General features: G+C 63.0%; 20 protein-coding genes and 8 pseudogenes. 13 read left to right on the top strand and 15 right to left on the bottom strand.

All coding sequences use genetic code 11. From position 1 onward, the window contains the following. Positions 1-1323: 1323 nt before the first annotated feature. The 3 genes from DPM13_RS27265 to DPM13_RS26200 all read right to left on the bottom strand — a co-directional run bounded on the left by DPM13_RS27265 (position 1324) and on the right by DPM13_RS26200 (position 3076). Positions 1324-1494, bottom strand: coding sequence for a hypothetical protein (locus DPM13_RS27265; protein WP_189654701.1), 171 nt, complete (start codon positions 1492-1494; stop codon positions 1324-1326). Positions 1495-1570: 76 nt separating this feature from the next. Beyond that, positions 1571-1834, bottom strand: coding sequence for a hypothetical protein (locus DPM13_RS19910; protein WP_145963395.1), 264 nt, complete (start codon positions 1832-1834; stop codon positions 1571-1573). A 558-nt stretch (positions 1835-2392) separates the two neighbouring features. Continuing rightward, on the bottom strand, positions 2393-3076 hold the full coding sequence (locus DPM13_RS26200) for a hypothetical protein (RefSeq protein ID WP_317616328.1): 684 nt from the start codon (positions 3074-3076) through the stop codon (positions 2393-2395). Here DPM13_RS26200 and DPM13_RS19905 point away from each other — a divergent pair. Continuing rightward, complete coding sequence (locus tag DPM13_RS19905; RefSeq protein WP_145963394.1) at positions 3062-3361, top strand: hypothetical protein; 300 nt, start codon at positions 3062-3064, stop codon at positions 3359-3361. The genes DPM13_RS26200 and DPM13_RS19905 overlap by 15 nt on opposite strands. Before the next feature lie 121 nt (positions 3362-3482). Here the strand turns inward: DPM13_RS19905 and DPM13_RS23765 are convergent, their stop codons facing one another. From DPM13_RS23765 to DPM13_RS14970, 3 genes and pseudogenes are all read right to left on the bottom strand, one after another. Then, positions 3483-3728 (bottom strand): GntR family transcriptional regulator, encoded by a 246-nt coding sequence (locus DPM13_RS23765; RefSeq protein ID WP_223252071.1) that lies wholly within the window; start codon positions 3726-3728, stop codon positions 3483-3485. A 185-nt stretch (positions 3729-3913) separates the two neighbouring features. After that, on the bottom strand, positions 3914-4219 hold the full coding sequence (locus DPM13_RS21140) for a type 1 glutamine amidotransferase family protein (RefSeq protein ID WP_189654947.1): 306 nt from the start codon (positions 4217-4219) through the stop codon (positions 3914-3916). A gap of 595 nt (positions 4220-4814) precedes the next feature. Next, a pseudogene (locus DPM13_RS14970) lies at positions 4815-5117 on the bottom strand (homogentisate 1,2-dioxygenase); the annotation flags it as partial. Positions 5118-6089: 972 nt separating this feature from the next. On the opposite strand from DPM13_RS14970, the gene DPM13_RS14960 reads away from it, so the two are divergent. The 5 genes and pseudogenes from DPM13_RS14960 to DPM13_RS27720 all read left to right on the top strand — a co-directional run. Beyond that, complete coding sequence (locus DPM13_RS14960) at positions 6090-6374, top strand: aldehyde dehydrogenase family protein (protein ID WP_317616327.1); 285 nt, start codon at positions 6090-6092, stop codon at positions 6372-6374. Continuing rightward, complete coding sequence (locus DPM13_RS21135; protein WP_189654700.1) at positions 6352-6639, top strand: hypothetical protein; 288 nt, start codon at positions 6352-6354, stop codon at positions 6637-6639. Before DPM13_RS14960 ends, DPM13_RS21135 begins: the two co-directional genes overlap by 23 nt. Positions 6640-7084: 445 nt before the next feature. Then, positions 7085-7171, top strand: coding sequence for a hypothetical protein (locus DPM13_RS27260; protein WP_397246401.1), 87 nt, complete (start codon positions 7085-7087; stop codon positions 7169-7171). Continuing rightward, positions 7162-7359: pseudogene (locus tag DPM13_RS23760) on the top strand (serine--glyoxylate aminotransferase); the annotation flags it as partial. The gene DPM13_RS27260 and the pseudogene DPM13_RS23760, both read left to right, overlap by 10 nt. Before the next feature lie 682 nt (positions 7360-8041). Continuing rightward, positions 8042-8230: pseudogene (locus DPM13_RS27720) on the top strand (hypothetical protein); the annotation flags it as partial. 59 nt (positions 8231-8289) lie between these two features. On the opposite strand, the gene DPM13_RS21130 reads toward DPM13_RS27720, so the two are convergent. Then, positions 8290-8667 carry a hypothetical protein gene (locus tag DPM13_RS21130; RefSeq protein ID WP_189654699.1) on the bottom strand — a complete coding sequence of 126 codons (378 nt, stop codon included), beginning with the start codon at positions 8665-8667 and terminating at the stop codon, positions 8290-8292. Positions 8668-8869: 202 nt separating this feature from the next. Here DPM13_RS21130 and DPM13_RS14925 point away from each other — a divergent pair. From DPM13_RS14925 to DPM13_RS14915, 3 genes and pseudogenes are all read left to right on the top strand, one after another. Continuing rightward, positions 8870-9016 (top strand): annotated as a pseudogene (locus DPM13_RS14925) (ATP-binding protein); the annotation flags it as partial. A gap of 284 nt (positions 9017-9300) precedes the next feature. Beyond that, positions 9301-9523, top strand: a pseudogene (locus DPM13_RS14920) (DDE-type integrase/transposase/recombinase); the annotation flags it as partial. A gap of 56 nt (positions 9524-9579) precedes the next feature. After that, complete coding sequence (locus tag DPM13_RS14915) at positions 9580-9990, top strand: hypothetical protein (protein WP_145963393.1); 411 nt, start codon at positions 9580-9582, stop codon at positions 9988-9990. 603 nt (positions 9991-10593) lie between these two features. Here the strand turns inward: DPM13_RS14915 and DPM13_RS14910 are convergent. From DPM13_RS14910 to DPM13_RS21125, 5 genes and pseudogenes are all read right to left on the bottom strand, one after another. Then, a pseudogene (locus DPM13_RS14910) lies at positions 10594-11034 on the bottom strand (IS3 family transposase); the annotation flags it as partial. A 598-nt stretch (positions 11035-11632) separates the two neighbouring features. After that, positions 11633-11764 (bottom strand): hypothetical protein, encoded by a 132-nt coding sequence (locus DPM13_RS25275; RefSeq protein ID WP_262983147.1) that lies wholly within the window; start codon positions 11762-11764, stop codon positions 11633-11635. A 724-nt stretch (positions 11765-12488) separates the two neighbouring features. Beyond that, positions 12489-12779 carry a WYL domain-containing protein gene (locus DPM13_RS19885; RefSeq protein ID WP_145963389.1) on the bottom strand — a complete coding sequence of 97 codons (291 nt, stop codon included), beginning with the start codon at positions 12777-12779 and terminating at the stop codon, positions 12489-12491. A 233-nt stretch (positions 12780-13012) separates the two neighbouring features. Next, positions 13013-13181: pseudogene (gene nadA, locus DPM13_RS14900) on the bottom strand (quinolinate synthase NadA); the annotation flags it as partial. After that, positions 13178-13381, bottom strand: coding sequence for a hypothetical protein (locus DPM13_RS21125; protein WP_189654698.1), 204 nt, complete (start codon positions 13379-13381; stop codon positions 13178-13180). The pseudogene nadA and the gene DPM13_RS21125, both read right to left, overlap by 4 nt. Positions 13382-14724: 1343 nt before the next feature. Here DPM13_RS21125 and DPM13_RS14890 point away from each other — a divergent pair. After that, positions 14725-14913 (top strand): calcium-binding protein, encoded by a 189-nt coding sequence (locus DPM13_RS14890; protein WP_112888300.1) that lies wholly within the window; start codon positions 14725-14727, stop codon positions 14911-14913. Between the two features lie 150 nt (positions 14914-15063). Here DPM13_RS14890 and DPM13_RS14885 read toward each other — a convergent pair. Continuing rightward, positions 15064-15222, bottom strand: a pseudogene (locus DPM13_RS14885) (IS256 family transposase); the annotation flags it as partial. Further along, the gene (locus tag DPM13_RS21120) at positions 15195-15761 is read right to left on the bottom strand and encodes a hypothetical protein (protein WP_189654946.1); all 567 of its coding nucleotides are present in this window, start codon (positions 15759-15761) and stop codon (positions 15195-15197) included. The pseudogene DPM13_RS14885 and the gene DPM13_RS21120, both read right to left, overlap by 28 nt. 587 nt (positions 15762-16348) lie before the next feature. On the opposite strand from DPM13_RS21120, the gene DPM13_RS19880 reads away from it, so the two are divergent. Both DPM13_RS19880 and DPM13_RS14875 read left to right on the top strand, forming a co-directional pair. Beyond that, complete coding sequence (locus DPM13_RS19880; RefSeq protein WP_145963388.1) at positions 16349-16573, top strand: hypothetical protein; 225 nt, start codon at positions 16349-16351, stop codon at positions 16571-16573. Positions 16574-16661: 88 nt separating this feature from the next. After that, on the top strand, positions 16662-17249 hold the full coding sequence (locus DPM13_RS14875) for a hypothetical protein (protein WP_145963387.1): 588 nt from the start codon (positions 16662-16664) through the stop codon (positions 17247-17249). A 261-nt stretch (positions 17250-17510) separates the two neighbouring features. Here the strand turns inward: DPM13_RS14875 and DPM13_RS14870 are convergent, their stop codons facing one another. Then, a complete protein-coding gene (locus DPM13_RS14870; RefSeq protein WP_112888298.1) occupies positions 17511-18461 on the bottom strand; it encodes a helix-turn-helix transcriptional regulator in 951 nt (316 codons plus the stop codon). Positions 18462-19148: 687 nt separating this feature from the next. On the opposite strand from DPM13_RS14870, the gene DPM13_RS19875 reads away from it, so the two are divergent. Beyond that, the gene (locus tag DPM13_RS19875; RefSeq protein ID WP_223252611.1) at positions 19149-19724 is read left to right on the top strand and encodes an SMODS domain-containing nucleotidyltransferase; all 576 of its coding nucleotides are present in this window, start codon (positions 19149-19151) and stop codon (positions 19722-19724) included. Positions 19725-19875: the final 151 nt, after the last annotated feature.

Below are 19875 nucleotides of genomic sequence, written 5' to 3'. Positions count from 1 at the left end.
CCCCGCAATGCATCGAATATGTGCAGTTCGACAGTTCCTGCCAAATGGTAGCTGCCGCACTGTTCCAGCTTGGAATATCGTCGGACTTGTCGGTCTGCCGTTCCCAGTTCCCATCGCGGACGACAGTGAAGACGTTGTTGAACCGGTACTAGAGCGTTCCTTGTGCCGCCGACTCATCTCAGCAGACTTCCGTTCCGCCCACTCAGCTCACATCCTTGACCTGCCTGCGGATGATCTTGAGTTGCTCGATTACCTCTTCGGCAAGAGCTAACGTTCATCATTGAAAGATCGCCGACTCATGAAACTTTCATCCGCCGGAGCTCTGCGGCTGTTTGCTTCGCTTCGGCGAAAGTGGGCAACCTTTTTAGTGCATCGGATCCCTCAACCGTGCGCCTGAGAACCTCTGATGAAATGAGACAGCCCTGGATCGCCTTACCGCAGCACTGAGACGGGCCGGTATGGGATCCAAGCGGATGCGCGACGTCGCTCGGTATAGGGTCGAACCCGGGGCGAGATGAGCAAAGCTGTTGAACCGATACTGCGCGTCCATCTTCGATCACTCAGAGGAATGCAGCTTTGGGCGCAGTGATCATCCTGCGCCCCGCGATAGATTATCGTGCCTGGTTCGCGGATATCAACTCATCAGATCGCCAATGAATATTCGGACAGCGACTCGACGACACGTCGGATCTTCTTCTTTACGACAGCGGTTGGTCGACAGTCGGCCTGCTTCGTGGTAGCGTTGGACGGTACCGCGTGGAACGCTCCCATCCCGGCGATTATCAAGCCGAGTATCGCATGCTGATATCTGGCGTGCTTTTTTCGTGGATGGGCGCGCTGAGTGGGTTTTCGCCGTGGGCGTGCCCTGCACCTAGTCCTAGGCCGCGCTGCATTTCTCCTGTTCGGCCAGATCGGCTCTATGGCGACCGAGAGCGGCCTGCATCGGGGATCATCGGCCATCCACCTGATGCTGTTCCTGCCGCCGCTTTTCGTGCTGTTCCCGTTCCGCCGGGTGCCGATGGTCGATGACACAGCACGATATTCAGCATGGCTCACTCGACCAGCCCACGGTGATCGACGTGGATGCCTTGCAGCGGCCGTCTTTGTGCCGTCTTTCTATGTTTACACTCACGCCCGCGCTCTGCAGATACGGGAAGTCCTGTGCCCGATACAGTTGCTTCGGCGGGAGGCACGACGACCACGCCTAGCTATGAGAGTCATACTCTCATCTGGATGATCCTGACCGATCGCATCGAGATGTCTTTTCATGCTGAATTCGCACTTTGTTATGGCCGAAGGGGGGTTCTGGTTTGTGAGCGCATGCTAGACATGACGCGGTTGCCCGGTGTATCTTCGCCGATCTGCACGATCTTCGACGCGCCTCTGGGTGTCGTGGGTGTTGAGCGAGGTGATCTGCTCGTGCCGGGTGGTCATCACGCTGTCGGCACTGTCTATGCGGCCCTTCGCCTCGATAAAGCGCAGATGTTCCGTCACCGGGTCGTAGGAGGCGATATCATAACCGACCTTCTGCGCAGATCATCTGTGGGCGTGTTGCCCAGGGCGCGCTCCGTCACCATGACCCCCATGGCCGCCAGTCGGTGGTCGAGGACGCCGCCGGATCATCGGAATAATCCGGCGTCAGGATGACCCGATGCGCGCGGCGCGAGCAGCCAGCAGCCCGGCGGGCATCGACACCATCCGCCCCGGATGCGCGTCGGTCGAGCCATGATGAACCGTTCCTGCTCAAAGCAACGATGCGCCGGTTCAGCTTGCCGATGGTCCGGTCGCGCGGGTCTGCGTCCCGCGTCAGCGACGCGGGCTGGGTCAATGCCATGACTGATTTCTCCTCCTTCTGTCGGGCCGCATGGACCGAGACTTGATCTGCTCCTTAGCCTGCGTCAGGATTTCTGCCCAAGCCGTTGGCAGGTGCGTCCCATTTCGTACCGATGATTTCGCGGTTTATCCCCTGTGCGGCGCGCACCTGCACCGCGTTCCAGATCGGTGCGCAGGCTGTCGGAGCCGGGCAGCTCGCGGGTGGCGGCGTTCCTCAGATGTGACCGGACGCCGGTCGAGGTGCGGTTCGATCCACCGCATTGGCGGCATAGCCTGCGGTCTCGCGCGACATAGCAGCCGGTCAGAAATCAGGTTCGCCGCCAAGCTTCCGTCCTGCACCCCGCCAGCAGGAACAGGGCAGGGGTCTTGAGCCGCTCAGCGGGCCACAAGGGCGCAGGGCGCCTGTCTTCAGGTGGTCGTCGCGGTCGGGTCAAGCTGATGAGGCCTCCTGAACGGCTCCGGCGGCTCCAGAGGCCTCTCCGCGCTGCTGGAGCGCTCTCCTCGCCGCAGGAGCGCTCATATTTTTTCTGGACCGGAGAGCCGGGCCGATCTGCCGCGCTCACGCTCTCGGATCGCCAGCGGGTCCTGGGGATCGACACCGACGCGCGCTATCTGGCGCAGGCCCGCTTTGCCGCCGAGGTGCTGGATGGGTCGGGGTCGAGTTCTGGAGATGGTGCGTCTGACGGCGCTGCGCACAGCGCGTTCCATCTCCGCCGGAGTTCCTGCACCCGCGCGGCGGGCATGGTGTCGTGGTCAGCGCCCGCGTTCCAGCAGGTCGAGAAGGTGCTGTTGATCCACGGCGCCATCGACCACTGGAACAGCCGTCCTTCACATCATCCTTCTCGCCATACTGGATCGCCTCGAACAGCAGATCCCGTGGCCGTGCCCTCGAACAATTCGCCCAAGACATCATGACCAGACCGCCAAGCGCCTCGGGCCTCCGCCCGGGCGTGAAAGATCGCGCGCCGATGCGGTCGAGTTCCGTGTAAAGGTCCTGCGTGACCTCGGTCTGGCCGTAGATCATGACGGACTTGTTCACCAGCGCCTTGAAGTCGATGTGCACGGTGGTGCCATGGGCGGTGATGATGGTGCCGTCATGGACGAAACCTTCGGCATCCATGCGCGCGCCGATCGCCGGGGACGAGCCGGTGGTGCCCTGCAGTTCCACGACCTTGCACGGCTTGTCGCCCACGTCCTTGACCAGCCATTCGCCGGCCACCTTGCCTTCGTGGACCTGGTCCAAGCCGGGCGCTGCTTTATGTCTCGCATGTTGACGTTCTTTGGCAAGCTGCTGGTGCAGATGGCCCGCCTGGTGCCTGCCATCGGCATCGACGCCTATGCAGACAAGCTGCGCTTCGACAGCCCGCAATGGCCGCTGATGCTGGCATTCGGCTTTGCGGGCGCTGCTCGTCGGCGCCTTGGCTGGCAGCGAGGTTCACGACCGCAATTTCCAACTGCTCGACCGTCTCGGCTGTGCTCGCGCCGGTGGAGAACAGATCCTTCGACATCGACTTCCTCCTCGAAGTGATTCCCTGCCCTCTGCGGCAATAGAAAGCGCGGATCGACCCGTCCGGTCCATGCAAGCAACTATTGCAATATTTAACGGACCGGTGTTTCTGTTGCGGTGGAGGATTTCACATGCAGCAGAATCAGCAGCCGGACCTGTGGGTTTCTTCTATGAGTTCAAATTCTTCTTCGGTAATTCTCTCGCAGGCGAGGCGGCCAGCCAGTGCCTCGAGTCCGCCCATGAGGTCGAACAACTCGCCGATTTCCTCGGGCGAAAGGGCCTTCACTCGGGAGCCCCGGTTGGGCAGGAGCTCGATCAGCCCTTCGGATGCGAGAACCTTGAGGGCTTCGCGCAGCGGTGTTCGCGATACGCCAAACAGTTCGCACAACTCGCGTTCAGGGTGCGTCAGAACGTATCCATGCGCGCCTGGAAATCGGTCAGGGCCATGAACAGGTCGGGCCGGATCGCAAAGAACAGGTGGCCGACGTTCTGCGGTTCCGAGTGGTCGAAATAGAGCGACTTCACGTCGCCGCCGAAATAGCAGGCCGGCTCCGGTGCGCTTGACGCAGAGGATCAAGGATACCATGCCCGGCGATCGCCCGTCCACGTCGCTGCCCCGCCCGAACAGGTCAGCCGGTTGCGGTCGATTTCGTAAAGGGTGCCGGTGATGGTCAGATGCATGATCCCGCGTCGGCATCCATACTCCGCGATGAACGTCTCGCGCAATTCGTCGTGCATTGTTCGTCGCTGCCGGGGGCGACGATCAAGCGCGTTCCAGATCGCTGCGGCGACCGCCGTATCGAGCAGCCCCGCCATGATGGTCTTGCCCGCGACCGGGTCCTCGGCTCGCAGAAACGCGCATCGGTGGCGCGACAGCATCTCGCCATAGACCGCCGGAATCTGTGCGGCAGCGGATCGACCAGGTCCTGGTGTCGTTCAGACCAGCGACGGATCGAGACATGAAGCCACGCTGATCCGGCGCGTAGCAGGCCCCGCATTTGGCCGAAGTCACCGCAAAGCGCGAGGTGAAGCGGCGTTGGGCGATACCAAGGCGATGTTCAGCGATGCCACGAAGCCTTTCTCCATGACCCAACCGCCGGGCACGCGCAGCCAGATCATCGCCTCAGGTCCATAGAATTTTCAGTCCCATTTATCGGAATTCATCTTGAATGGCTCCCCATGTGTTCGTGCGGTGTGCGGGCGCGCCCATTGCACAGTTGCGTCTAGATCCGCGCGGCTCAAGAATCAGGAACCCGATGATCTTATCTCCGCCCCTCGTCATCGAACTCATACTGCGCCCGAGCAAGTGCGGCGGCAGAGCTTCATTCTCTTCCCCAGCCCTGCGACGCTATTCTGCTTTCAAGATCGTTTTCCTTTCGCATGGTCCAACGCCATTCTTTAGCAGCCATACATAGAACAGCATGTGCGTTTCGTGTACGACCGCCCACCTATCATATCGTAATCCTTCGCAACCCAGGTCCTGGTCGGGCACCGGGATCGGGTCCCAGCGATACTGGCCCAGCGACATGATGTTCTGCCGGTTCGGGTCGTGCGGCAGGATGTTCGGGGCGGTCTTCCAGTAGGGCACGTCCACCGGCTTGAACCGCCCGGTGTGATGGACCGAGGGGCGGATGCGATAGCACCAGGTCCGTTCGTTCTTGCCGCGGGGCGCGGTGAAGGCCGTGCCCGACAGCTGTTCGGCATAAAGCCCGTATGCGCATTTCTGGGGCGAGTTCTGGCGATTTGCTCCTGGGATTGCCGCCAGAACGGCGCGCATTAAACCGCCTGCATCAGACCTTCCGACGCGGTGTCATCGCGGCACCATCTCGGGCGGCGCCGAGAGCCAGTTGGATCCAGCTTCGACCACCCCTCGGCCAGCATCCGCAGGCGCATCAGATAGGCGTCGAGGTCGGGATCCTGAAACGCAGGCCGGAATGCGCCCGGCCACATAGCCCGCTGTCAGCGGAATGCCGCATTCGACGGTGATGCAATGTTCCCATTCTGCATAGGTTCGCGGAACGTGGTTCATGTCGGCCTCATGCTGGATTGGGGGACGCAGCCTTCCCAGAACAGGCGGAATTCGATATACTCGAACCGCCTCTCAGACCCCATTTCACATCACTGCTGGATGACGCCAAAGATAAAAAACTGTGTGGACAACACGCAATCCCGCCCCGCCGACAGCGTTAGACCATGCAATCCAAGGTCGCCAAAGGCCCAGCCACCCATGCGGATCCTTCACACCGCCGACGCGCATCATCGGACATACCCTGCGCAGTTGGCCTCGTGAACATGGCATCGGGCTTTCTGGACGCCTGCCGATCTCCTTGCGGACTCGCACGCGGTTCTCGTCGCCGGGGATGTCGTAGGCGGCAGCAGGCCGTCGGGCGAGCAGGCACAGGTCCAGGTGGTCATAGGGCAGGAAGCGGCTGATTTCCTGCGCGACCAAGCTCCGGTTGCAGACTGTGAAGACCGCGGGCAACCACGATCCAGCCCAGCGGCTTGAAGCACCCGAAGCGGATGCTGGCGGCGCTACGGGTGCATGTGATCGGCTCCTTGCGTCAGTGCCTCTGACGCGCCGTCTATATGGCCGGTTCCTGGCCTGATTCCCGCTTCGGGTCGGTCAGGCGTGATCGAATTCATCTTTGACTATGCCGTTCCCGGCCTGCATGATCTGCGTCGGCAGGTGAGCCCGGCGCGTCGGCTGAACCATCCGCCGTCACCGCCGCCGCCCGCGCCCTGATCTGCCTTGCGAAGTGCGACCAGCCGCGCAACGATCACCACATGGGCGACGCATGCTCCATCACGCTTGTTGGCGCCGCTTGATATTCAGGCGAGGCATAGCAAGCCGTTCCTGATCGGCGGCGAACGCCTGGACCGCCCCGGCAGCTTCCAGGCGCCGGCGCTGTTCCTGGGCGCCACGAATGCCATGCGGTCGAGCCGCGAGGAAATCTTCGGCCCCTGCGCCTCGGTCATCCGCCGATACCGCGCTGACATTCGGACGCGACAGCGTGCTGCTGGACGAGGGCTTTGACCGGCCACGCCACGCGGCCGTGCTGCCCATCCGGCGCTACAGTCAGGAGACCTGGCCCGGCATGCTTGACGCGCTGGACAGTTCGCTGGATCTTTCGCCGATCGCCACAATCGAGCTTTATCATCGCGCACTTGGTATGTTTACCGATTTGAAAAGTTCGGGCGAGGGGGGCGATGACGTCTGCCCGCTTTCTCGCCCCGCTGCTCGGCGCGACCTGTCTTGCGCTGCCCGCCGCAGCCGAAACCGCCTATCCGCTGCAGCTTGAAAACTGCGGCCGCACGCTGACCTTCCAGCAGGCGCCCGACAGCGTGGTCAGCCCTCGGCGCCTTCCGCGACGCCATGTCCGAAGTCTGCCGGGAGTTCTGAACAAGGCGCATCCTCTCTATTTCCGGGCAGGATGTCGCCGGTGCTGCCCAGCTGTGCACAGTGGCTTTCGTCCCCGGCGGCTGAAGGCGCCGGTATTCGATGGGATAGATCGCCTCGGGAAAATCCTCGACCCCGACGGATGGTGCCGCTGGCCATTTCGCGATGCACCGCGCCGATGGCGTCGTCCAGCAGAACGGGATGGCCCCAGACCGGGATGACGACGCTGACCTGGTCGCGCGGGTCATGTGCAGATAGCGCCGCGTTGCGGCACAGGCTGGGCCGATGTCTCGCGCTTCCGCAGCCATTCGCAGGTCATCGCGCGCTGGACGCGCGCGCCGCTGTGCATGATGGGTTGCTGCTTCGAGTGCCTGGTGACCGTGGATGGTCAAGCACCGGCCAGGCACTGTCGGGTCAGCGAGAATTCATCGTAGGCGACTGGCGGTCGGGAGCCGACCCGGAGCAGATCGAACAACGCCTGCGCGCCGATACCAATCACGAGATCAAAGCGGTCTGCGTCGTGCACAACGAAACTTCGACAGGCTCAGTCTCTCCTATAGCCGATGTGCGCCGGGCGCTTGATGCAGCTGGACACCCCGCCCTGCTGATGGTCGACACAATCCAGCCGAAGCGCACCTGGCGTCGACGGGGTCGCCCGCGCTCGAACCGAGCTTCGGACCCTGACCGAGGCCCATCCCGGCTCTGTCCTCGAGGACAAGGGCGAAGGGCTGGCCCTGCACTGGCGCGCCGTCGCCCATGGCCGACTCGCGCTGGCCGAGGCCGCGGAGGTCACGGCTGTGACCGACACACCGACGCCGCAGTTCGAACGCAGCGAACTGGCCCGCATTGGAAAAGCTGCAAAGGTAGCTGACCGATGTGACGGTTGTGTGGGATACGCCTGCGCTCGATGCTGCGGACTGGCCTGCGCGCAGGCAGATGCTGGCACCGAAGCATCGGGCAAGGCGCTCACTCGCGATACGCAAGCTGATCCGGCCGAGGCCGACCGGGCCTATCCGAGGCCGAGTTCAAAGCCATCGGGCCGATTGGGTCAAGCGCGTCTCTGGACCAGCAGATCCTGTCCGCGGCTGACGAGGCCACGGCCGCGGAAAGACATCCATCCGTGCGCGCTGCGACAAAAGCCCTTCACGAGGCGCTCACCACCCAAGCCGGGGAGACCAATGGCCACATCGCGCTGACCGAAGCGGAACGCGCGGCGGCCGCCGAACAGCCAGGTATTTGCATTGAGGTTGGCGAATGGCTTCCCACTCCCAGCACCTGCGTTTTGAAGACACCGCTGCCAGAGAGTGCGCAATGGCCGATGCAGAAGCCGAGGCAGCCAAACACACAGAAAAACTGGCCGGGCATGCGCAGGGGCCGCGGAGTGCCACAAGTTGACGGCGTCCAAGAAGGCCGGGCCGCAATATCCCGCCGGCATCGACTGGCCCGGCAATGTCGAACGCATCGAACATTGCCCGCCCGCCGACCATGCGGCCTTCTATTCGGCCAGCCGCTTCACGCTGAACGTCACGCGGGCCGACATGATCCGGGCGGGCTATTCGCCAATGCAAGCACCGACCTCGCGAACGCCCAAGAGAGCGCAGAGGCTGCCGCAACCCAGCTTGCCACGGCGCAAAGCGATGCCGCGCGGGCCGCCGATGACTGGCCCGCCAAGGCGCAGGTTGTCCTCGACCGTCAGTTCCTGAAACAGCGTGTGTTCCTGCGGCGCATGTGCCATCCCCGCCCGCGCCATGACGTTGGGGCTGGAACCCGGAGCACCCTGCCCCGTTTGCCAGCGCGACCGCGACGAAATCAGCACGTGCACGTGCTTCTCCATCCAGACCCGCGCACGGGATGTGTCGCCCGCGCGGATGGCATCGACGATCTGCTCATGGGCAAAGAGGAGCCGCGCATTGGCGTTCAGCCGCGACATCACCGCCAGAAACGGTGGGTACAGAAACTGCGCGGGACGGCGCACGGATCGGCAGACGGGCCGCCTCGATCGCCCGGTCTGCCGTGCAAAGCGACCGGGAATGGCGCAATCTGGCCGACCTGTTTCTGGGCCAGCCCGAACTGGGCACGGACCCACGCTTCGCGACCAACCTGGCCCGCGTCGCCAATCTCCACCAAGCCCCGAGGGCAAGGGCACCGGCTTGGGGCTGTCCATGGTCTATGGCCTGGTCAAGCAGTCGAACGGCCACATCAAGATCTACAGCGAGCTTGGGCACGGCACCACGGTCAAGATCTACCTGCCTCGGAACATGGCGCAGGAGGACATCCTGGCCAGGCGTGATGGCCGCCAGCGGCCGACGCCCAGGCATCCGCTATGCCGCCCTGACCCCGAACATGCAGGGGTTTCAGGCCGAGCGCTTGAGACGCCCCGCGCGGACCGAGGTCCGACCCGGGTGGCGCGAGTCGAGGGTTCTGCGGGCAATCCGAGATCAGTCCCTGCGCCTCCCACCAGCCCCTAAGGCTGCCGCATGCTACGGCCACAAGTCCAGGCAGAACCGCAATCGCTCAAGCCGCGACAGCCAAAGCGCAGTCCGAGACCCGACCTGCGTCGTTCCTCGGACTGCAGGCCCTGCTCATGGCCGTCTGGGCGGCGAAGCAAGGTGCTGATCCATTCAGATCAGGGCAGTCAGTTCACCAGCATGGATTGGGCTGCGTTCCTGCGCGCCCACAATCTTGAGCATTCGATGAGCCGCCGCGGCAACTGCCATGACAACGCCGTTGCCGAGAGCTTCTTCAACCTGCTCAAGCGCGAGCGGATCAGGCGCGAGACCTACCGGAAGACGCAATGCGGCTAGTGTTCTATGTTCTGATTCTGTTCTCACGGAATGAGCAGATGCCGACCTATTGGTACATCACCTGCGACTGCGGCCATTGGGCCCACGTCGCCACGTCGCGCTGGCTGCACCGGGACGAGTTGCTGCGGCGCTCGCGCTGCACGTCCTGTGGCAAGCGCCTGAGACTCTCACCGAGAAGCTGGCCGAATTGGATGGCCTTGCGCAGCGCGCTCGCAGCGGTAGGAGCGATTGCGGCGGAGTTCCAGCACGATGCACAGACCCGTGCGGGCCTCGCCGGGCTTGAGGCCAGGATCGCCACCGCCCGCACGGGACTGGATGTCTGGGCCGCAGTCAACCTTGCCGCCGGATCGCGCAATGGCGACCGTTTCAGCCGCATCGCGCAATCCATCACGCTGGATGTCTTGGTCGGTCACGACAATCATCATCTGGCCGATCTGAATCCCCGTTAGCGGCTGCGCCGAGCAGCCGTTGGCTGGCGCTTTGTCACGCGGCTTCGGTTGGGGTGTGATGGTAATGATCCTAGTCGCGGGCTAGGACGCCGACACGGATGCTGTGGTCGAGTCGTTTCCTGGCTGACGAGCCCTCTTCGTAGACGCCCACGAAAGTTCGGCAAGTTGCCGTAAGTTGAGCAATGATATCACCAAATCTGTTAGCATATGGCAAAACATATCATTACACGGAATGGAAGGCTTGCGCTAGCCTGCGCTGGAAACCCTGTCGGAGGAGAATGGGATGACAGCAGCCAAGCAAGCCCCTGGACACGGTCTGACACCACGCGAGTTCCGACGTCGCCTTGGTGCCTTCCCCACCGGCGTGACGGTCATGACGGTTGGCTTGGATTGACAGGGGTGAAGAATGGGCTCCGGTATCATGCGAGGCCATGGCCGGCGATCATATCATGCAACGCGATGGCAGACGAAGCGGGTCGCGCTACGGTCTGTGCGGCTCGATAGCATGAGTCTGGCGCTTGAGCTACTCCCCAATGGTTGGACAGATTTCCGGCTTATTTAAGCTATTGCCTGTGCCTGCTGATCGGTTTCGATGCTGTTGAAGTAGACCACGGCGGGCGGCTGCCCGCCATGGGCGGTGTGTGGCCTCCGATGGTTATAGAAGGTGATCCAGTGGTTGATTGCGGCCTTGGCCTGCGATCCTGTTTCCCAGGCGTGCAGGTAGACGCATTCATACTTCAGTGATCGCCACAGACGCTCGATAAAGACGTTGTCGATGCAGCGCCCCTTGCCGTCCATCGAGATCCGAGTGCCAATGCGCTTGAGCCGGTCGATCCAGCCGAATGATGTGAACTGGCTGCCCTGATCCGTGTTCATGATCCCGGGCGCGCCGAAGCGATGGATGGCCTCGTTCAGCGCTTCGACGCAGAAGTCGGCCTCCAGCGTGTTCGATATCCGCCACGCCAGCACCTTGCGGGTGAACCAGTCCATGATGGCGACGAGATACAGCAAGCTCCTCGTCCTTGGAGACCAGCAAACGTCAGATCGTAGCTTCCGTCACTGTCCGATTTCCGGGGAGTAGCTCACCGAAGCAGGACATAGACTTGGAAAGTTAAACTGGCAAAATGGTGGGCCAGTTCTGACGCTTCGCTGGCGAAGCTCCCTGCAACGAGGAAACCACGCAATGCGCATACGTTGATCGCACAGCAAGGCACTTCAGGACCGCATCACAGGGGCGTCGCCGAGCAGCCGCGCGAGGACGTGAGCACGTCCACGCCTGTGGGGCGACGTCGGTCATTCATCCTGGCCGGGACGCACGATCAGGGAATACATGCAAGGCGGCGCGGTCGCGCCACCGCGGGGCGATCCGGCGAAGCCGCCATGGCCCAGTAGATGATTTCGTGGCGGTTTCACCGTGTTAGCCAGGGTGTCTCGATCTCCTGACCTCGTGATCGTGACGGACGGGCATGCCAGATCGTCGGGGTCAAGTGGCGGGCGCACCTGTTCCGCCAGCTTGAGCGCTGCTCGACGCTGTTGGCCCGCGAGGACAGCCAGCAGAGGACCGCAACCTGCGCCTGGTTCTGGACCGCGAGTGACGGCCGCGATCCTGGGATTTGACAGCAGCAGCGGCAGCAGGCTGCGCTCAGTCACCCAGCAGCGCCGAGACAGCGGCGGCATCGGGTGGCCCATAGAAAAGCTGGTAGAAATCGGCGATCCGGCCGTGCAGATCGCCCTTGGCGGCTTGGGGATACAGCTTGTGCGACAGCCAGATCACCCCGGCCAGCCGGTTGACCGAGGGCGGCGCGTCGATGAAGCCGAAGGGGCGGCCGGCACCTGAAATTCAACGCAATACGTCCTTGCATCGGGTTCCTGTGACATTGCCGTTGCCTTGCGGTTCCAGCCTTTGGCGAGCCCGCTTCCAGCCTCGGATAGAATGATGATCGACAAGAAACGAAAACCTTGCCTGCTCTTGCGCCTGCGCTGCCGCGAACAGCACGCGGCGGGGCTTCATCGGCGTTCCGGGCGAAAGCTCTCTGGCGGTGCTGGATGCGTTGCCCGACACGCAAGGAAAGCTGGACCACACCAATACTACAGCAAACTTAATACTAAAGGGAAACAAAACCCCAAATATGTCATAATATTCACGCTCTTGGTTCCGATCAGGAGACAACTGAGGCACGCGGGATCATGCGTGCAAATTCGAGTGGAGCCACGGTCAGCGGGCTGAAGCTCTGCTCGGGTCCAACAATGATAGTGCTTCAGTTTCGCACAGATTTCGTGCTGCCCACTCCGATCCCATATAAGCAGCTAGAGCCAATCCGCCAATAGCGATGGCTTCTGCTGGATCGGAAATAAAACGTGGGCTGGTTCTTTGCCGTTCTGCTTGACGCGTTTGCTGTGCGGGGCCATGTGCAGCTTGACCTATAGATGCTGCATCCTTGGTGATGCGCCGCATGGTTTAAGATCACGATCGCAGCCAAGATGCGCGTAGGCCCCATTCAGGACGAGCTTTGCGCTGTCGCCCCAGCATCAGGAACTGTCGGCCGAGGCGTCCGGATCGCGCAGGGCCTGGCGGGCGGCGTCGATCCTGCCGCGCCAGGCGATCCGCAGGCGATCGGGTGCGATGATCCGCCCCCGATCGCCCCATCGGAACGGTCGTCGCACATCTCCTCGATGCCGCCGGCAGTAAAGCGGACGGTCAGGCTGCCATCGGGCTCGTCGGTCACCGTCTGGGTCGGGTGGAACTGCCAGAGCCGCGCCTCGGGCGCAGCCTGGGCAGGAAACGGCATTCGACCATCATCGGCTCCTCGCGCCAGACGCCAAAGGAACCGGACAGCCAACCGACAGATCGAAGTCCTCGGGTGGCGTAAAGTGGTGTCCAGCAGGTCAACCCTGTGCAGGTCGCCAGCCGGAACAGCCGCATTCATCAACGATAATCGCTGTAGGCGAGCAGATATTGCCGGCCCGATCCCATCAGCAGGGCGATGGGACCAGCTCGATGCTGCGGGACAGTTGCCCGATCCGTGCAGCAGATGTCGGAGGCGGCCTTCACCTCGGCGGTGGATAGCCTGGCGCACCGGCGCGCCCGGATAGCGCGCGCGCATCTCGGCGATGCCTGCGGCGGTGATGCTTTCGGCCAGCGAACAGCCCGCCTCCATGTCCGGCATCAGCACGGTCTTTTGCGGGTTCATTGCCGACGCAATGGTCTGCCGGCCAAGAAATCGCGCGGAAGGTGCATTCGGTCTCGCGACCTCGGTCGCCTTGCATCGCGGTCAGTCGCCACCCGATCGGCCACCGACAGCGCGAAATCCAGGTGCTGCTCGACCAGCAGGACGGCGATGCCCAGCTCGTCGCGGGCGCGCAGCAGTGCTTCGGCGATGCGATCGACCATCGTCGGCTGCAAGCCCTGCGATGTCCCGATGGCGGAAAGCGAGCATCCGTTCCGACAGCTTCGCGATCAGCGGGATACGGTCCCGCAGGTTTAGCAAGGGCGCGGCCAGGCTGGCATAGCGCGCGTATCGGGGCAGATGCGCGTCGGCGGCCATGCCGTCGACGAGGCGACAGGCCGGGCCGGCATGGACAGGGCCGCCACTTCTGCCTCATCGGGCGTGACTGGCCTGAAACTCCACTGGTCCACGCCAGCGCTTACCTGGCCCCGCGCCCCACGCCACCGAGTATGGACGTGGCCAAGGCATTCACGCCTCCCGGTCCGCCCGAGCGACCCATGTCAACAAAGGATAGTGTACAGGACAAGGCGCTGACGGCCCGTGCAGATGCGCAATCTTCTTGACCGCCCGCAGGAGCGGGCCGATGCCGCCCGTCCGCGCCAGGGTTGCCTCGGATCAGGTGCGTCCGGCAGGCAGCGCCGGGAAGCCGCCGCAGGCAGCAGCACGGCCTGCTTCGTCGCGCAGGCGCATGAGGCCAGGACGGCTCAAGTGCGTCCGGATGCGCGGCGCGGGCGACGGCCTCGTCATCCGCGCCTTCGAGGGGAATGGTGCGGTGCAAAGAATCGCCGTGCATCCGGATTCATTGGCGAAATGGCATCGGTCCTGGAATTGCCGCGCGCGTCGGGCGCGTCCCGGGTGTCCTGGGCACGGGCGGGCGCGCCAAGGGCAAGACAGGCCAAAACGGCATAAGCCGGCAAAAGCCGGAATATGGGCATCCGAAACATGGCAACTCCGCAATTCAATTACGTCACGACAATAACTCTGGCTGCAGGATCTGATTGCGAGGAACTGGAAGAGGCGATGCGGTTCTGAAGCCGTGACCCCCAACGCAAGACGTTTCTGCGAAGGCACCTTCTGGCTCTGCTGCCATGCCATTCGCGTTCGTCCATCCGGCAGCGGTCCCGAATGATGCATGGCCGTTTCAGAAGGGAAAGTGCTTCACCGGCTGGAAAAGCGTCATTTGCGACAGGCCCGGGTGCCATCGCGGGCCAGATGGTCGATAACTTTGCCGAGGTTGCAGCGGTGGCCGATGATCCGTGACGCATCCCCTGGGCCGTCAAGCTTCTTCATTGCTGGGTCTCTGCCTCATTCCGGGTGCCGGTAGGTCGGCATTCCGCCAGTATTGATGCAATCAGATTTGCACGAGACCATAGCTATGGCGTGTTGTCAAATTGTGCACAAGCCGATCTGTAGACCCGAAATCGCCATCTCGGACATGCAGCTGGCGAAGTGATTTCGTCCCGGCCTGCGTCGGGGCAGCCGAGGCTCGCAACTGCCGGCCTCGCCGATGACACGCATCTCTTATGGAGACATTGGCAAGGACACCCTGTTTGGCGAGTCAGGCGACGACGCGCTTTATGGCGGCAACGACAATGACCGGCTTTGGGGCGGTGCGGGTAAGGACAGCCTATACGCAGGCAGTGGCGCCGATCTGGCCAACGGCGGCGATCGGGGTGCTGGTCAGCCGACGCTGTGAGACCGCCTGACAGACACCTGCCGGCGCAAATAGCGCTTCCCGAGGAATTCTTGGTCGAAGAGAGCCCAGGGATGATAACTGGTTCGACCTGGAGTGATGGGGGCACGTCCGTCAAGGTGGTGTAAATTCCGTGATGGCCTGAGGTCATGATCAGGCGGCCTTTGTGGTAATGCTGAGGATGGGGTCGACCTCCTCCTTGTCGATCTGGGCGAAGGCCTCGACCATCATGTATCGGCTGGATGTCTGCCATTCGTCGTTGGCTTCGAACAGCACGGCGCCGATCAGGCGCATGATCCAAGGCCTCGTTGGGGACCGTGAGGGCATGACTGCCATTTCCTGCTTGTTCGCGACTGCCCGGTCCGAAGGAGTGCCCTCGGTGTTCTCATAAACGTTTGGGGCGCTTCGAACCCTTGCGGGGAGATGCTCTCCCTTCGAACGCTTTCCGCCGCCACCTGGGCAATCGGGGCAATCCCCCGCCCAAGGCTCGGCAGCGAGGTTTCGCTGCGAAACTGCTCTTCGATCCGGCTCAGATCGGCGATGCTCGGGGTTTCCAGACGCCTGCGCTTAGCCATTGCCTGCTGCCAAAGATACCAGGCCCAGAGCAGGCTGGGCAGGGCGACGACCAGCAGAACGGCGTGCGCCGCCCGCCTGCGACCCGCGCCTTTGACCGGCGGCGGCATGGCCGCAGGCCGACCGGGGCGCGCTGTTCCGCCGCTGTTCAGGTGGTGGAACGGGATCTCGACCTGCCCCACGTCACCGCCGACAAAGATCACCGCAACCGATGGCTCGGCCTTGCAGACCCGCTCCAGCGCCAGCAACCCCAGCTCGAACAGCCGGCGCGGCGTCACATGCGGCCCGCCTGGCCGGCGAGGTCGCGGCGATCCGAGGCGACTGCGCCGGATCGCGCCGCACCAGCCCGGCCGGAGGCGCGCTGATGCTGATCAAGTCCTCAAGCACACCGGCGCCGCCCGCAAGGGCCAGGAGGCCGATCCCGATGCCCGCCGTGCCATCGCCTATCGCTCGGCAAGGTGGTGCTCAAGCCCAGGGCCGCCGGCGGCCCCAAGGTCCCGCGCCCCGCGCCACCAGCGCATGCAATCGGGCGAGGCCGGCTGGACAGCCGGATCTGCGCCGCCCTGCGCTTCCAGGACAGCATGCTCGGGTGTGTCGCCTCGAACGGGCGACATCGACATCCGGCCCGGACCCGGGCGGTCCGGCCCTGCGCGGATGACCGAGGCGCTGATGCGCTTTTCGAGACCTGGATTCGCCAAGGATCACCGAGGCGTTTCGCCGCGCAGTGATCGGGTCGCCCATACCGACAAGCGGCGGCTGGAGCGCCCGTCATCCGAGGTGAAGCTGACGCGCAGCCCTTCACGGCGATCAGCGCCTTGCCGCCTACCAAGATCGGTGATCCACGCGGCGCCTTACGAGGACAGACATGAGCGACACGGTTTTCCGCTTTCCCGAGCCGGGCCCCGAGCGCCACCGCGACCGCAGCTGCCCGGCTCGGGACCAGCACACCGGCGCGCGAGACGAGGGCAACCCGACCATGCGCATCCGCCAGGGCTGGCCATCGAGATCGGCAACCAGATCGATCTGGGCGGCATCGCCAGCCGCGACGATGTGCGACCTGGCGAGGGACAAGCCACCGGTTCAAGCGTAGCCTGCACTCCACCAAGGCGAATGCCGGCGCCCGCGACCGCAACGTCCCGCCGCGCGCCCGCCCGATACGCCAGGCAGCCGGCTGCGCGGTGATCACGTCGACCAGCCTTCACCTCGCCGGCCTGGCTGGACGACTGCGGCTGGACTGCCGGCGGGTTGGCGCCGAGCGGCGCGACATGCGCGGCGCGGCCGATGCGCTCGCGCGGCTGCGGGCGCTCCGCGCCGCGCATCATCGCGACCGGCTTGGCTGGCCGGAGCAAGCTCCGGACCCGGAGCCCGAAGCGCCAGATGACATCGAAGGCCTGACCTGCGCCTGGGCGCCGCCCGCGCCGGACAGTCCGACTGGCATCCGCGCCAAGGCCCGGCGTCCGAGTTTCGACGAGACCCGCCTGCCCGAGGACCTGATCGCCAAGCTGCGCTTCGTCGATTATCGCACGGGCCGGATGTGGCTGCAGGACGGATCCTCGATCGAGGATCTTGAGGATCGGCTGAAGGCCCGCAGCCGCAGTCACGACACCATTCGCCCTGATCATCGCCCAGGTTCGGCTGAAGCGGTGGTCCGGCATCTCGGCGCGGGGCGACGCGGCCTTCCTGCGCGAGGTGACGGGCGCGGCCTTCGCGGAAGGTCTCGAGATCGCCGGCCGGGATGCAGGGATGGACAGGATCGTGCAGGATGAACTCGCTCGGCTGCGCGCGGCGCGGGATCAGACAGAGGTCCCACACAGCGCTACCGGAGCACCCAAAGCTCCGGAACGCGCACAAGCTCCGGAGGCTCGCGATGTCGCACCCGGCAGAGAGGGCAATCCCGCGACCCCGTGGTTCGAGGAGCACATGGACTGCGACACGCTCATCTCGAGGACCTTGGCCATGATATTTGGCAGACACGATGCCGATGCCGTCCTGCCCGGCGGCCGTTCGGATACCGTTGTCGACCCAGATCATCTTAGTGGCATTGCCGATTCCGATCCGAGCAGATGAGGCCCGTCTGCCTCTTCGGCGTGTCGAGCCGGGATCTCGCGAAGATCCGATCGGCCTGGATCGGCAGGACAAAGCCCGCCGGCAGCGCGGCAGTGCTGTCCGGCTATGCACCCAGCCGCGACACAGCCAGCCGCCCGCATGCCCTTGGCGCAACCAAGTTGCGACCAGCTGAAAGCCACTCTGTGGCCAATCCTTGGGGGTCTCGATCCGCACCAGTTCGACGATGCCGAACCCACCTCGTCGAGATCGCGCAGCCGCGCCTTGGTCGTCAGGTTGGTCAGCGGCGCCAGCCAGACGATGTTCGGTGCAATCCGCATGGCATGGAGGGTGAACTCCCGCAGCCGCGACCAGGGCGGATTGGTCATCACCCAGTCGACCGGCTGGCGCCAGTCGAAGAAGTCCCGGCCCTCGCCGATCTCGCACCAGTGCCGATCGAGATGGGCCGGGAAGCCATCGTGGAACGCCCGCTGCCCCCGCGCTGGATCCAGCACCCTGCCCGTCATCCACCCGGCGAAATGCCCAATGACCGACGCCGCAAGCTCCGGCGGCGTCATGACCAGATCCTGCGCTGGCGCGTTCGTGGCCGGCACCAGCCCGCCCCGACGGAAGGCGGGACCGCGTAACAGCGGCCCTATCCCAAGCAGCTTCGCCGCTTTCACAACGGTCTCGACGGTCGCGCCCAGATCCCGCTCGAGCGCGATGACCGTCGGCCGGCTGACCCCGATGCGGACGGCAAGCTCCGCCTGACTGAGGCCCTTGGCGCGCCGCCGCGCGGCAAGCATCGCCGCCGCTTGCGTGGGATCGGGCGCCAACCCCCAGCACAAGCCCAGCACCGCAATCACCGCGACAAGGGCGTGCCCGCCTTCGCCGCGCTCGAGCGACCGCAGCGTCGGCACGCTGATCTGCGCCATGGAGGCGACATCAGCTCGGGTCAGCCGCGGGCATGGCGCGTCACGCGGAGAAGAGTGTCCATGTCAAGGATCGTTTGCATTCCGGGCAGCGAAAAGCAAAGGATAATTTACATTGGGGGATGGCGAGGTTACTTTAGGAGGCCGCCGTGAAAGGCGGAGGGCAGCCTGTGAGGTTGTGACATCGCATCCGCAGGAAGCATAGGGGCTGGCGTTCGGTCGGAACCATCCCTATGGGCGCAACGCGGACTGGCTGGCTGGTGGCACGTTTTGCGATTGCCTAGTATGGCGGCTCCGGCAACGATACGCAAACTGGCTTGGCTTTGATGAGCTTACCGCTATTTCTAGAGCAGCCTCGATTTCGAAGCAGTACGTTCATATCTGCGTGACTGAAGTTCAGAGGCTTTCCGATCTGGATATCAGATCCTTCGGAAACGTTTCAAATCATATGATACAGATACAAGCCGATTACAAGACAATTAAACAAGGATCATTCGTAGAAGTCCGAGCATATCTCAAAACGATCACACCACTTCACTGTTCGGGTTTCTTCATATAACTTACACGAAAATTAAATTGGCGACAGCCATATTCTTCCCATGACCGGTATCATATCACCATTCGTCATGCTGATCAGGAAACGGTCAGCAGCTTTTCGTTTCTGACGGTTATCAGCCTCGACGTTTGGCCGTGTTATGCAGACTCATATCGCAGAGCGCTGACGGACAGGTCGCTGCTTTAAATTTTTCAGATGGCATCACGTTTGAAATTCTGCCATCATTTCTTAATCAAGATGGAAAATCCTTCACATTCGCCGATACGAATGGCGGAGGCAGTTGGAAAGTGTGCAACCCGAGAGCGGAAATGGATGATTTTTTACTTAGAAATCGGGTTACTGCAAATGGAAATTTGAAGGCAATTTGCAGAATGACGCGGATATGGAGAGATCAACACAGCGTTCCAATTAGCGGCATGCTAATCGACACTATCGCCTATCAGTGGATCGCTACCTGGCCATACAGGGACAAATCATTCCTCTATCATGATTTCTTGGTGCGCGACTTCATGAAGCATCTTTCGGAAATCGACAACAGCAACGTTAGCGCGCCCCAGGAATTGGATTTCGTATGGGTGAGAGGGGTATTTTCAAAGCAAAGCGAAGGTGATTTGGAAAGCCTCTTCCTGCGTTCAGGTGTGTCAGTGTGTGCCGTATACCGCAGCCAGCAAGTGGAGCTAAATATTTGGACAAGATACCCAAATCCCTGAGCGTGCAGCCCTTCAGCAACTACGTCCAGCAACTCGTTGGAGATCGTCATCGTCCTTGCTCCCTCAGAACCCATGGACCACTTGCAGCGATACCCAGAAGCTCGGACACTCACATAAGCTAGGATGCATTCCCCAAGTCCATCGGGCGCTC

This window comes from Paracoccus mutanolyticus (assembly GCF_003285265.1).
Taxonomy (GTDB): domain Bacteria; phylum Pseudomonadota; class Alphaproteobacteria; order Rhodobacterales; family Rhodobacteraceae; genus Paracoccus; species Paracoccus yeei.
This window is presented reverse-complemented; position numbering and strand designations above follow the sequence as displayed.